This window comes from Nostoc sp. (assembly GCF_054880495.1).
This window is the reverse complement of record NZ_JBTYKD010000420.1, coordinates 1-12,066: the sequence shown is the minus strand read 5'-3', so window position 1 is coordinate 12,066 and position 12,066 is coordinate 1. Positions and strand designations below refer to the sequence as shown.

Here is a 12,066-nt window from a genome sequence, read left to right as displayed (position 1 = left end):
GGAGTGGGGAACTGGAAATGAACGCAGAACAACGAATTATTGTACCTTTGGATGTGCCGGATGAACAAAGCGCGATCGCACTTGTAGATCAACTTCCGCAAATCGGTTTCTGGAAAGTCGGCTTAGAGTTGTTTACCAGCACTGGCCCAAAAATTCTAGAAGTGTTAAAGTCTCGGCAAAAGCGCATTTTTCTAGATTTAAAGTTTCACGACATCCCGAACACAGTCGCTGGTGCTTGTCGTAGTGCAGCTAGTTACGGGGTAGATTTGTTGACAATTCACGCTGCATCTGGTAATGAGGCTCTGAAAGCTGCAACAGAGGCGGCACAGCAAGGGGCTGCCCAAGCGGGTGTAAAACCGCCTAAATTAATTGCGATTACTTTGTTAACGAGCATTTCTGCTAGGCAGTTGGCGTTTGATTTAAAGATTCCCCTAGAGTTACCAGAATACGCCCTAGAAATGGCACTGCTGGCTCAAGAAGCGGGATTAGATGGGGCAGTTTGTTCGCCTCAAGAAGTGGCACAGTTGCGGCAAACTTGTGGAAATGACTTTTTGCTTGTTTGTCCGGGCGTTAGACCAACCTGGTCAGATAAAGGTGATCAAAAGCGATCGCTGACCCCAGCCCAAGCCATTAAAGCTGGTGCAGATTATCTCGTTATTGGGCGTCCCATTACTACTGCTACTGAGCCGGAGTTAGCCTGGAAGAGGATTTCTGAGGAGTTAACTGCGATCGCATGAAAGCAGGAGTCAGTGATAAGCAGGGGGACAGGGTGCAGGGTGTAGGGGAAAATAATTTTACCTCTTCGCTCAGGAAGAAAAATTATAGTTGCCTTTTAGCTTGTGGCTTCTGGGTTTTAGTTTTAAATAGCCTTACTTACCCAGCGTTCTCGACAAACCTCACGCCTAAATCCTCTGCGATCGCAGAAAAGGAAAATGTCAATGGTGGGGTGAGGTCTTTATGTTCTGAGCAAAATTTAGAAATATTAACTACACAGCTATTGCAAGATTTACCTAGTTATACCAATCGCGTCAGTCAACGCGCCCGCCGCCTCAGTAGAAGCAGTGATGTTTACAGTTATATACTAGTGGCAGGAAAACCTGAGTTTACTCCTCTGCCCCTTAACCTTGAAGAATATAGTGCAGATGCGTCTAAAAGTGCTGCATCAGGAGTTAAGCAACTTTTCTTTACTACCTTGGAACGGCAGTACATCGGAAAGAAAGCGGTAGAATTGCAGGAGTTCCACTGGCTGTTGTTGACTAAAACTAAAAGTGGTTGGCAACTAGTGATGATGTTTTCTCAAGTTGGTTCCCATTCAACACAGCAGCCACTATCCCCGCCACGCGATAGTAGTAACGGTACTGTTGCCCAAGGGGTTAAAACTTGGTTACGGGATTGTCAAGCGGGAAGTGTACATCAAAAAAACCTAATTCCCAATCTTCGTAAATTAGGAGAATATTAAATAATGTCTAAAATACTCACTCAAATTATCTATGAACAGGATTATCACTTGTGGTTAGAAACTACATTGAAACAATTGCAAAAACGAGATTTAGAGTATGTTGATTGGGATCATTTGATTGAAGAGATTGAAAGATTGGGTAATGAACAGAAACACAAGCTCGAAAGTTATCTACTGCAACTTCTCAAACATCTGCTTTTGTATCAACATTGGAGTCTTCCTGAATGTAAAAATCATTGGGAAGTGGAAATTGATAATTTTCGGGTGGAACTCAGGAAATTAACCAAATCTAAAAATCTCTACAACTATCTGCTCACAGTGGTTGAAGAAGTCTACATTGATGCGCTACGACAAGCAAAAAAGAAAAGTGGATTGAATTGTTTTCCGCAAACTTGTCCTTATAGCATTGAGCAAATTTTAGATGTGGATTATTTACCACCATTTATTTATTGATAAAATCTATAACTAAGAAAAGTTTTGATGAACAAGCTCAACCTAATTCATAATTATTAATTCATATTTCATAATTAAAATCAGTTAAGGCTAAAAAGTAAAACTGGTGTAGGTTGGATTCAGAAACGTAGCAAGATCCCGCAAGGTAAACCAACATTATCAACCATTTGTTGGGTTTCGCTATTGCTCAACCCAACAATGCTATTTTTCTTAACCCAAGCGTATTGCTGGATGGGTATGATTTAACCTATGTCTTTGGGAAGATTTTCAGGAAATATAGCTGATAAACAGCTAAAAAAAGTAGAGATTATTTAAAAACGAAGGCTGGCTTTAATTTAAGCGTTGTAACTCCCATTTTTTGGCGATAACATGGGAATAAGTTTATTTTAAGCTTCTCAAACCGCGTTTAGCGTCAGTTTTTTTATGGACATTCAGTTAATCAACATCGGCTTTGGTAACATCGTGTCTGCCAACCGAGTAGTTGCCATTGTCAGTCCAGAGTCTGCCCCGATTAAGCGGATTATTACCGATGCACGGGACAGAGGTCAACTGATTGATGCAACTTACGGTCGTCGGACTAGAGCTGTAATTATCACCGATTCCAGCCACGTAATTCTGTCGGCGATTCAGCCCGAAACAGTAGCGAATCGCTTTGTGATTTCCCGCGATCATCAAACTGTAGAAAATTGACTAGCAGTCGATTAACAATTCCACTTCTATTTGCACCCTATCGGCAGTACTATGTGAATTAGACGATTTTTCTGTAACCCTTGCTACAAATTCTTTAGTCATCAGTGGACTAGGCCAGGAAGACAAAACTAATGAATAATATTTATTGATTGATTGATTCACAGGTTGAAGGGATAATGCCAGTTTTACCTATCCAGAGTAGTGCTACTACCGAAGAATGCTTACATTTAGGCAGGTTAATTGTTTTAACTGGCCCCAGTGGGGTTGGTAAAGGCACTCTAATGCGATCGCTCCTACAACGTCATCCAGAACTATATTATTCTGTATCCGTGACAACTCGTTCTCCTCGTCCACGGGAAATCGATGGCAAAAATTATTACTTTATTAGCCGCAGCAAGTTTGAACAATTACTTGCGGAAGGGGAATTTTTAGAATGGGCAGAATTTGCTGGTAACTATTACGGCACTCCCCGTGAAGCTGTGCTTAACCAAATTAATTCCGGTAAGTTGGTAGTGCTGGAAATTGAACTACAAGGGGCAAGACAAATTCGTGCTTCCTTCCCCAGTGTCCTCAGCATTTTTATTTTACCGCCTTCCTTTGATGAATTGGAAAAACGGATACGCGATCGCGGCCAAGACTCTGAAGAAGCGATCGCCCGTCGTCTACTCCGCGCCCAAGAAGAAATTCAAGCCGCCGATGAATTTGATATTCAAATCGTTAATGACGATTTTGAAACTGCTTTAAATGATATTGAAGCGCTTTTGTTTAAATAAGTTAGGAGTTAAGAGTTAGAAGTTATAGCGCTTTTAAATTGAGTGTAGTACAGACCAGACCTAACAATAACAGCCCCTTCCGTACTAGCGTTGGGCAGTAAGATTCAAAGCCTCTCTCCTTTTAGGAGAGAGGAATGGAAGTGAGGTCAGAGTATGTTGCATACAAACGAAAAGCGCTATATGAATTTCAACTCTTAACTTCTAACTCCTAGTAATTAACCAAATAGACCTTGAATTGATCCCAAATTGCTAGTCAAAAAGTAAGCGACTACTGCACCACCAATACCACCAATCAAAAAAGAACTGGCGAAATTGTTCCAGCTTTCTTTAGAGTTGAAAGCATCTGTCGGTGGGTTGGGTACGGTAACACTAGGAAGTGCTTTGGGAGGATTGCTATTCGCATACAGAGATAAACCAGCAGTGAGAAACACAACCAAGCCTATAGCTGCCAGTAATCCAGCTAAGTTAGCATTAGCTGTGTCCCGCAGTGGGCCTAATTTGGCAAAGGGGCCAAATATCCAATAACCGTGAGCCATGCCTATTTCTAGCGCACGTCTACCAGGAGACAGACCTGGGCGATAGGCAGGTAAGTTATTAATGTACCACTTGCTCAAGGGAGAAGCATTAATCGGGGTTTCTAGGTTCCCTATTTGTGGATCGCGGAATGCGGGAAAAACAACTTCCCGATTTCTAGGATCGCTAGGAAGATTCTTTGATGCATCTACTGCTTGTGCCATATTTTATGTTTGCCTCTAAATTTAAAATGGTGGCATTTTTATATTAATAATAATTGAGGATAAAGATGTCTTTTGTCTAGGAAGTTTAGAAAAATTAATTTAGCTAGTTTGCAAACTCTGAAACTCGCGATCTGTAAACAGAATCACGAGTTTCAAAAAACTATTTTTGCCGCCTATTTTGGTGATAATTCTGCCTAATTAAGCTGAATAGATCAATTACACAATATTAGGCAAAAAACAAGACATTCAACAGCAATTTTAGATTTTGGGTCGCACCTTTGGTGCGCTTTCAGCGCAACTTGGATTAAAATAATTTTTCGGTTCATGTCCGATCCCTAGTGGGCAATGTAAATCCAAAATTGGAAATCTAAAATCCAAAATTGGTTGGCACTTATGGCAGTGGGTGGAAAAGTAGGTCGGGGAAAAAGAGGTTGAATTCAATCAATATAAATGCTGTGATGGACAGCCAGATGGTAGCTGCCACAGGCGCTGTGGAAAGGAATTTAATCAAGTAGGCTGATTGATCGCCTTTGTCTGCCATGAATTTAGTCTCCAAAACAAATGAATTACTTAAGATGATTTAGCGGGGGGAAATGGGAATTTCTGAATCCTTGGCTGTTAATTTTCCAGAGAGAAGTTCTTGGACTGCTGCTACTGGCCAAGTAAAGCCTGACAGCATGATTGGTAGTGCCAAACCAAGATCGATTTGGATTTCTTTTAGTTCAGTGTCAGATTCCTTTTTGATCGCTTGCAGATAGGCACGACCTACCCAACCAATCCAACCAGCAATATATAAAAACAGAATGCTAGGGATCAGAAAGTCACCAGCATGATCTAGACGACTATCAACAATCAAGTGGGGATAACCCTCAGGACCACACAGCGCCTGAGAATAACGCTCAAACCGCTTTTTCCCTGATTCGGGGTCACCAGTGGTATTACGGGCATTAGCTGCTAGCTCTTGAAAAGCGGGATTGTCCTTACACGGTGTCAAATTAGCCCCTAAAGCTTTTGCTGGGGAGGCAAAATTGAACCAAAGACAAATCGCTAAAATCAAAGCAAACAATCGTCGCATAGAGTTGTTTCCTTTTATTACAAAACAAAAAGTTCTTTGTACAAAACGAAGCGGCTTGTACAGTTCGTTTATTTGCATAACTAGGAAATCATCATACTCTTGGCTGGGAACAGAGTAAAGTTTAAGTAAATAAAAGTTAAAGTTTCTCAACCAAAATAAAGCGCTAAGTCCTGTTAGCGGGGCGTTTAGCCCGTGCCGAGTATGAGAATTGTTGTTGTAGGGTAGTAAAGAAGCAAGATTTTCTCTTTACTATTCAGGACTCCCGACTCAGCACTAATTATTCCCAATGGCAACCGTTTTAGCAATAGAAACAAGCTGTGATGAAACTGCCGTCGCAATTGTTAACAATCGTAAAGTTTACAGCAGTATCGTCGCCTCGCAAATTCCAGTCCATCAGCAGTATGGCGGGGTAGTACCAGAAGTAGCGTCTCGCCAGCACTTGGAAACGATCAATGATGCGATCGCTCAAGCCTTAGAGCAAGCCCAACTAGACTGGGGAAAAATTGACGCAATTGCCGCCACTTGCGCCCCTGGACTCGTAGGAGCGCTGTTGGTGGGGTTAACTGCTGCCAAAACCCTGGCAATGGTACATAACAAGCCATTTTTGGGAGTTCATCACCTCGAAGGTCACATTTACGCAACTTACCTGAGCGAATCAACTTTAAATCCCCCTTTCCTTAGCTTACTGGTTTCAGGCGGACATACAAGCTTGATTTATGTCAAAGATTGTGGTAATTACGAAACTCTGGGACAAACTCGTGATGATGCTGCGGGTGAAGCCTTTGATAAAGTGGCGCGATTATTAAAGCTGGGTTATCCGGGTGGCCCAATGATTGACAAGTTGGCACAAGTGGGCAATCCTCAAGCCTTTGCTCTACCAGAAGGAAAAGTTTCTCTACCGGGTGGGGGGTTTCATCGTTATGATACGAGTTTTAGTGGGTTAAAAACGGCTGTATTACGTTTAGTGCAGCAGTTAGAGAAAGATGGTGGACAAGTACCAGTGGCAGATGTAGCAGCTAGCTTTCAGGAAACCGTAGCGCGATCGCTGACCAAAAGAGCGATCGCCTGTGCCTTAGACTATGGTCTAGACACAATTGCTATTGGTGGCGGTGTAGCAGCTAATAGCGGGTTGAGAAAAAACCTCCAAGCCGCCGCCATTGAACATAACCTACGCGTCCTATTCCCTCCTCTGAAATACTGTACTGATAACGCCGCCATGATCGGCTGTGCCGCCTCTGAACATCTATCTTCTGGTCATACATCCCCCATGACACTCGGCGTTGAGTCGAGGTTAGCGCTTACCCAGGTGATGAAGTTGTATGAACCTGTTGAGTAGTCATTAGTCATTTGTAACCCAATACGCTTGGGCTTAACTCTTTGTCAAAGTTAATTTTTTTTACGAACCGCCAAGGACGCAAAGGAGAGGCAGCGCGTTGCGGGGGTTCCCCCCCGTTGTAGCGACTGCCGTCGCAAAGGAAGAGAAGGAAAAACGCTTAACTGAACTGTATTGAGTTGTAAGCACCAATGCCCAATGCCCAATGCCCAATACACTATAGACTTTTGACTATTGACCGGATATGATTCGCCACTGCATCGGGCTGTTCCAACATCGCCAGGTGTCCGCAATCAGAAATTTCCAAAACATTGTCACCAGAATATTGGAACAGTCTGTGAAAGCTAGCTAAATGGCGTACATACTTGGGTTCCATAACCTTATCTTCGGCACCAGCCAAAAAATAAACTGGCTGCTTTAATTGGGATACTAACTCAGGTAAACGATTGATTTCTTCCTCAGTTGTTGAGTCTAACAGAGTTCCTAGAGCTGCTTCCGGGTCAGCCACAACGAAATCAATCAGTCTCTGACGTGCCCAATAGCGCTCCAAAGGATGTGCCACACTGGCTCTGGTAAACAGCAAATCAATCAAAGGCAATTGGGACAGCCAGCGCGGGCGGACTTGTAAAAATTTCTGACCCGCCGATCGAAACTGCTCAAAGGCTTCTTTGAGGTAAATACCACCGCCAGCGTTGATACAGATAACTCCCTTAACACACTCAGGTATTTGATCTGCTCCCCAAAGAGCGATCGTGCCTCCCAAGGAGTGACCAATTAGCCAAGCACTGGTAATATTAAGCTGTTTCAAGAGAATTGCTAAATCCTGAGCATAGGCAGCAGGGGTATAAAGAGAATCGAAAGGTGAGCCAACCGCACTACTGGAGATGGGTATAAGACTCAGAGACGTTTGTGCCTGACTAAAATCGGTTTTTACCTGGGACTGGGATTCACCAAAACCCCGCAAATCATAGGAAAGGCACTGCAAATCATCTGAGAGGCGGGAAATCACAGGTTGCCAATATCCACGGCTATTGAGCCAACCGTGGATAAATACTAAAGCATGGGGGCAGGAAGTGGGAGCCGTTAGCTCGTATGCGTGTGGAACGCCCAAGATTTCGATAGTTGCCATCCTTATATCGTACCCCGAAGGGCGGGTGCGACTAAATACGGAGTGCGAAGAGTTAGAAGTGAAATTAGGAGTTAGAAGTTAGGAGTGAGGAATTTTTAACTCATAACTCCTCACTTTTATTATTTACCCAACAACCTCTGTCGCACCCCTTCAGCAATTTTGTGACCGAGATATTCGGGAATGAGGCTTTCATTTGGCCCCAACAAGTAAAGAATTAGCCGTGTACGTCCGCGCCAAACCAGTAAATTGGCATTGACTACCAGCAGGTCTTCCTGCCAGATGGCGTACATCACTTTGTAAAATAATCCTGGTTGATTATCGGCTTCAATCACTAGGGCAGGGAGATGAAAGACCGGATCGACATAAAACTCAGTTTGTACCTGCTCTAAGCCAGTGTCAAGATTGAATTCTACTGCCAGCATCTCTTCTACCTCAAACCGACCTCCTAAAGCCTCCCGAATCGCGCGACAGACATTTTCTGCGGTTTTGTCGGTCAAGGCTTTACTACCACGAGACACCAACAGCTTAATAAAAACTAACATCGGCGGACGGATCTGACCGTATAGACTCAGACCGTGGATAGTCAAGCCATAAGCTGCTAGTACACCAAAAATATCACTGAGGAGAAAAGACTGGTTGCGGTAAGCAAAATGCAAGGCACTTTTGCTACCTTCCGGTTTCAGTTCAATGACAGCGCGTCTAGTTTTATAGAGACGGTAGGCTAGCCGTAAATTTTGCAGTTGAATCTCACTGCTGACGAATTGCTCATAAAACTGGGGAAACGCTCGGTTAAAGCGCTTTAGGAGTTCCAGTGTTGAAGATTTTAAACCAGAAGCCATTGTTAAGGGTAAGACTCGCTTGCTTTTGTCACCTAGGGACTTAGGGGCTGGGTGTTGGAGAGTGGGGACTGAGGACTGGCAACAAGGGGGACAAGAGAATAGTGTTCTCAATACCCAATGTCCAATCCCTTGTATATAATTCACTCCTAAGCTAACGTGCATTTAAGCTCTATACGAGCAATTGCCAGGATTAGGTTTTTCCATTTGGAATTTTGAATTACTTATATCTTTATCCTTTTGGTGAATTTCTCCTAGCCTTTACAACAAAATGCTAAAGTTGAAAATGATTGGTGTGAAACACGCTTTAACTGGCTGTTACCATTGCAAATCCCGAAAGCAACCGAAAAAATTTGAGTGTAAGGGGTAGTAAATGGAGGTAGCTATGTTAAACGTGAATCAACACTCCTGAGAGTGGAAACCAATTCAGTTATACTACCCGAACCACGTTGGCATGGGTTTTTGGAAAACTTGGTTTAGTACTCCTGAATCTGTAGCGACAAATAGGACAAACTCCTTTGAAGAGCATACAGCGCAAACTGCGGGCAACTCCAACCCCAACAGCATTAACGAAGCTTCTTCAAAGGAGGCTCGGATCGTCTTCAGTACGGAGCGAGACATTGACCTGTATGAGCTAGAAGAACTCTGTGATGCAGTTGGTTGGTCACGTCGTCCTCTAAGAAAAGTGAAAAAAGCTATTGAGCATAGTTTTCTTGTCGCCTCAATGTGGCAGGTGAGAGGAAACCAAAAGCGGCTCATTGGTTTTGCCCGCGCTACCTCAGATCACGCGTTTAATGCCACTATTTGGGATGTGGTGGTTCACCCAGACTTTCAAAGTCAAGGACTGGGCAAAGCACTGATGAAATACGTTCTCAAAAAACTTAGGAGTGAAGAAATTAGTAATGTGACTCTCTTCGCCGACCCCCAGGTTGTAGATTTTTACCGAACGATGGGGTTTATGGCTGATCCAGAAGGCATCAAAGGTATGTTCTGGTATCCTCACTAACGCTCAATCAAAATAAAACCCGATTCTCACAAGAAAATCAGGTATAATAGCAAAACTCTATTATTTTGATGTGTTTTTGTAAGGTTCAGCCGACGAACGCGCAAGTATATATCTATCTTGTAAAACTAAGTCGGCAAAAAACCTTTATCAGTGTAACGATGTAATCTATAATTGTGTTTGCAAAAGATAAAAAAGATTAGGCATAAGCCGTGTTATCTGATATGATTAAATTAATGCATTTTGCGAAATGGCGATCGCCTTGATCGTAAGTTAATACCAAACCGCAAAAAGTAGTTAAGTGTAACGGGATGTAGCGCAGCTTGGTAGCGCGCCTGCTTTGGGAGCAGGATGCCGCAGGTTCAAATCCTGTCATCCCGATTTAATTAATATAGTTAACAGTTACGGCGGATTAAGTAAAGTCTCCAAAGCCCCAGAGATGGAGAGAATTTTCACTGTTTGATAACACATATAATAGGCATCTACGGCATTTTACAGTGAATAGCGAAGCGAAACCGACAAAAACACAACGTTAGCATAGTCCATTTGTGAAAAATACTATAGCAACCCCGAAATAGTTAGGGAATCTTAGATTTTGACCCTTGACGGTTAAAACTCAACCTCAACACGCAAACGAATTTTTCACAATTGAAATAGATTGCTATATAACTGTAGCTAGTTGGTGCTGTGGAAATCCAACCATTTGTTTAATTTAATTGGACTATTGATGCGAGGAGCAGTCATGAAATCATTTATCCGCTTGGGCGCAACATTGGGTATAGCTGGCACTATATTTTTAGCGGGACTATCAGGAATAGGCAATCTACCGGGAATAGGCAATCTAGAGGCGATCGCCTTGACACAAGATCAGGTAGTAAAAAAGCTCCAAGAAGTACCCGTATTCACGCTGACCAATGCTAAAGGCGAATTTGTGGTTCTTTCGAGGAAAAACGAATCCAAGACGATCTCGCAAGTAGGATTTTTTATTAGCAAGCAAGATGCTCAAAAATTTCTTGACAATCGACTCAAAAAAGAAAATCCCCAGTTGGCAAGCACGCTACAAGTAAGACCTTTGTCCTTGGCAGACTACTATAAAATAGTTCAAGAAAGCAAAAAGAAATCAGAATCTGTAATTTATACTCTAGTGCCGACGCAACAACAGGTAGCTTCGGCAACAAGTATGCTGAATCAGAATGGTCAAAAAGGACAGCAATTCAATGGTATTCCCTTATTTGTACCCAAATTTAAGAAAGATAATAGCTATTTGACCATTCCCGTGCCCAAAGGCAAGGAGCGCTATATCCCTTTCTTTTTTGAAAAAGAGCAAGCAGTGGCTCTATTAGACGAATTTAAAAAAGCCGTGCCCAAAGAAGGAGCCAATACTGAAATTCAGGTGGTAGATTTGTACGGTGTTCTGGAGGCTCTTAATAGCAGCAACGATCCTGGTATAAATAAAATTGTTCTGTATCCATCGCGGGAGTCCATCGATTTTATTCGATCACTTGCGCCGAATCAATCACCAGCTGCTGCGCCCGCTAAAAAATAAGGGATATGCACTCCAAGGTTGAGGCATGGGGGAGAAACATCTGATAGTTTCTGGTTTACAACTTTGGCAGTGGCGGAATGCAGCTTTTAAAGCCGCGATCGCCACTGATGTCCCAACGATTGAGGTAGACTGGCTGCTTCTAGAGGTAGCTGGGTTAGACCGCTTGACACTGGCTTTGGAGTCTTTTAAAAACTGGCCGCAAATTCAGCTGCAATTGCCGCTACAAGAGTTAGATCAACTATGGCAGAGGCGATTAAATGAACGCTTGCCAGTGCAGTATATTGCCGGAGTTACACCTTGGCGTCAGTTTAAAATCGCGGTGTCGAGTGCGGTTTTGATTCCCAGACCAGAGACAGAGAGCTTAATTGATTTAGCTAAAGCATCTGCTAGCAATACTTCAGGACACTGGGCGGATTTGGGTACTGGAAGTGGAGCGATCGCACTGGGATTAGCAGATGTCTTGCCAAAAGCAACAATTCATGCAGTGGATTATAGTTTAGAAGCTCTGGCGATCGCCCAAGCCAATGCTGATAATTTGGGTTTTGCTGACCGGATTAAATTTTATCAAGGTTCCTGGTGGGAGCCACTGGCATTGTTAAAAGGTCAGTTCAGTGGTATGGTGTCTAACCCTCCTTACATCCCCACCAGTAACTTACCTACTTTGCAACCAGAAGTAGTTAACCATGAACCACATCTAGCTTTGGATGGTGGCGCTGATGGCTTAGATTGTATTCGCCATTTGATAGAAATATCCCCTAATTATTTGCGATCGGGTGGCGTGTGGTTAATTGAGATGATGGCTGGACAGGTGGATACAGTGCGAGAACTTTTGCAAAATCAAGGTAATTATTGCAATATTCAAATTCACGCTGATTTAGCTGGAATTGAACGCTTTGCCCTAGCTTATAAAAGTTAAGAGTTAGGAATGATGAGCGATGCCCTCAGCAGTTCGGCAAGTGTTAGGGACTTCCAAATAAAAAAATATCCAACTATTTATTCTGAGGTGGGCGACACGAGAGCCTTTGGTTACAG

General features: G+C 43.0%; 14 protein-coding genes and 1 tRNA gene. 10 read left to right on the top strand and 5 right to left on the bottom strand.

The genetic code is table 11. The features are described 5' to 3' along the window. Positions 1–17 precede the first annotated feature (17 nt). From pyrF to gmk, 5 genes are all read left to right on the top strand, one after another. Positions 18–737: an orotidine-5'-phosphate decarboxylase gene (gene pyrF, locus ACYTXL_RS35290; RefSeq protein WP_461928618.1), complete on the top strand. Its 720-nt coding sequence runs from the start codon at positions 18–20 to the stop codon at positions 735–737. Further along, positions 734–1,459, top strand: coding sequence for a hypothetical protein (locus tag ACYTXL_RS35285; RefSeq protein ID WP_461928617.1), 726 nt, complete (start codon positions 734–736; stop codon positions 1,457–1,459). Before pyrF ends, ACYTXL_RS35285 begins: the two co-directional genes overlap by 4 nt. Positions 1,460–1,462: 3 nt before the next feature. Then, complete coding sequence (locus tag ACYTXL_RS35280; protein WP_461928616.1) at positions 1,463–1,912, top strand: DUF29 domain-containing protein; 450 nt, start codon at positions 1,463–1,465, stop codon at positions 1,910–1,912. Between the two features lie 423 nt (positions 1,913–2,335). Further along, positions 2,336–2,602 (top strand): extracellular matrix/biofilm regulator RemA, encoded by a 267-nt coding sequence (gene remA, locus ACYTXL_RS35275; protein ID WP_334790185.1) that lies wholly within the window; start codon positions 2,336–2,338, stop codon positions 2,600–2,602. Positions 2,603–2,778: 176 nt separating this feature from the next. Beyond that, positions 2,779–3,375, top strand: coding sequence for a guanylate kinase (gmk, locus tag ACYTXL_RS35270; protein WP_461928615.1), 597 nt, complete (start codon positions 2,779–2,781; stop codon positions 3,373–3,375). A 215-nt stretch (positions 3,376–3,590) separates the two neighbouring features. Here the strand turns inward: gmk and ACYTXL_RS35265 are convergent, their stop codons facing one another. From ACYTXL_RS35265 to ACYTXL_RS35255, 3 genes are all read right to left on the bottom strand, one after another. After that, a complete protein-coding gene (locus ACYTXL_RS35265; protein ID WP_461928614.1) occupies positions 3,591–4,112 on the bottom strand; it encodes a photosystem I reaction center protein subunit XI in 522 nt (173 codons plus the stop codon). A 391-nt stretch (positions 4,113–4,503) separates the two neighbouring features. Continuing rightward, positions 4,504–4,653, bottom strand: coding sequence for a photosystem I reaction center subunit IX (gene psaJ, locus ACYTXL_RS35260; protein ID WP_292796913.1), 150 nt, complete (start codon positions 4,651–4,653; stop codon positions 4,504–4,506). A gap of 39 nt (positions 4,654–4,692) precedes the next feature. Next, complete coding sequence (locus tag ACYTXL_RS35255; RefSeq protein WP_461928613.1) at positions 4,693–5,187, bottom strand: Photosystem I reaction center subunit III; 495 nt, start codon at positions 5,185–5,187, stop codon at positions 4,693–4,695. Between the two features lie 286 nt (positions 5,188–5,473). Between ACYTXL_RS35255 and tsaD the strand changes: the two genes are divergently transcribed. Beyond that, positions 5,474–6,523: a tRNA (adenosine(37)-N6)-threonylcarbamoyltransferase complex transferase subunit TsaD gene (tsaD, locus tag ACYTXL_RS35250; protein ID WP_461928612.1), complete on the top strand. Its 1,050-nt coding sequence runs from the start codon at positions 5,474–5,476 to the stop codon at positions 6,521–6,523. A gap of 214 nt (positions 6,524–6,737) precedes the next feature. Here tsaD and ACYTXL_RS35245 read toward each other — a convergent pair whose 3' ends face one another. Together ACYTXL_RS35245 and ACYTXL_RS35240 are read right to left on the bottom strand one after the other, a co-directional pair. After that, the gene (locus ACYTXL_RS35245; protein ID WP_461928611.1) at positions 6,738–7,649 is read right to left on the bottom strand and encodes an alpha/beta fold hydrolase; all 912 of its coding nucleotides are present in this window, start codon (positions 7,647–7,649) and stop codon (positions 6,738–6,740) included. Positions 7,650–7,768: 119 nt separating this feature from the next. Continuing rightward, entirely contained in the window at positions 7,769–8,488 is a 720-nt protein-coding gene (locus ACYTXL_RS35240; protein ID WP_086763971.1) for a hypothetical protein, read from the bottom strand. Positions 8,489–8,939: 451 nt separating this feature from the next. On the opposite strand from ACYTXL_RS35240, the gene ACYTXL_RS35235 reads away from it, so the two are divergent. From ACYTXL_RS35235 to prmC, 4 genes are all read left to right on the top strand, one after another. Next, on the top strand, positions 8,940–9,491 hold the full coding sequence (locus ACYTXL_RS35235) for a GNAT family N-acetyltransferase (protein WP_461928610.1): 552 nt from the start codon (positions 8,940–8,942) through the stop codon (positions 9,489–9,491). Between the two features lie 304 nt (positions 9,492–9,795). Further along, positions 9,796–9,869 (top strand) — tRNA-Pro (locus tag ACYTXL_RS35230). 346 nt (positions 9,870–10,215) lie between these two features. Beyond that, the gene (locus tag ACYTXL_RS35225; RefSeq protein ID WP_461928609.1) at positions 10,216–11,034 is read left to right on the top strand and encodes a Tic22 family protein; all 819 of its coding nucleotides are present in this window, start codon (positions 10,216–10,218) and stop codon (positions 11,032–11,034) included. Positions 11,035–11,059: 25 nt separating this feature from the next. Beyond that, entirely contained in the window at positions 11,060–11,950 is an 891-nt protein-coding gene (gene prmC / locus ACYTXL_RS35220) for a peptide chain release factor N(5)-glutamine methyltransferase (protein ID WP_461928608.1), read from the top strand. Positions 11,951–12,066: the final 116 nt, after the last annotated feature.

Bases quoted from the DNA above. Each gene is read 5' to 3' on its own strand.
- pyrF (WP_461928618.1), top strand. From the start codon at position 18: ATGAACGCAGAACAACGAATTATTGTACCTTTGGATGTGCCGGATGAA.
- ACYTXL_RS35285 (WP_461928617.1), top strand. From the start codon at position 734: ATGAAAGCAGGAGTCAGTGATAAGCAGGGGGACAGGGTGCAGGGTGTA.
- ACYTXL_RS35280 (WP_461928616.1), top strand. From the start codon at position 1,463: ATGTCTAAAATACTCACTCAAATTATCTATGAACAGGATTATCACTTG.
- remA (WP_334790185.1), top strand. From the start codon at position 2,336: ATGGACATTCAGTTAATCAACATCGGCTTTGGTAACATCGTGTCTGCC.
- gmk (WP_461928615.1), top strand. From the start codon at position 2,779: ATGCCAGTTTTACCTATCCAGAGTAGTGCTACTACCGAAGAATGCTTA.
- ACYTXL_RS35265 (WP_461928614.1), bottom strand. From the start codon at position 4,112: ATGGCACAAGCAGTAGATGCATCAAAGAATCTTCCTAGCGATCCTAGA.
- psaJ (WP_292796913.1), bottom strand. From the start codon at position 4,653: ATGGCAGACAAAGGCGATCAATCAGCCTACTTGATTAAATTCCTTTCC.
- ACYTXL_RS35255 (WP_461928613.1), bottom strand. From the start codon at position 5,187: ATGCGACGATTGTTTGCTTTGATTTTAGCGATTTGTCTTTGGTTCAAT.
- tsaD (WP_461928612.1), top strand. From the start codon at position 5,474: ATGGCAACCGTTTTAGCAATAGAAACAAGCTGTGATGAAACTGCCGTC.
- ACYTXL_RS35245 (WP_461928611.1), bottom strand. From the start codon at position 7,649: ATGGCAACTATCGAAATCTTGGGCGTTCCACACGCATACGAGCTAACG.
- ACYTXL_RS35240 (WP_086763971.1), bottom strand. From the start codon at position 8,488: ATGGCTTCTGGTTTAAAATCTTCAACACTGGAACTCCTAAAGCGCTTT.
- ACYTXL_RS35235 (WP_461928610.1), top strand. From the start codon at position 8,940: ATGGGTTTTTGGAAAACTTGGTTTAGTACTCCTGAATCTGTAGCGACA.
- ACYTXL_RS35225 (WP_461928609.1), top strand. From the start codon at position 10,216: ATGCGAGGAGCAGTCATGAAATCATTTATCCGCTTGGGCGCAACATTG.
- prmC (WP_461928608.1), top strand. From the start codon at position 11,060: ATGGGGGAGAAACATCTGATAGTTTCTGGTTTACAACTTTGGCAGTGG.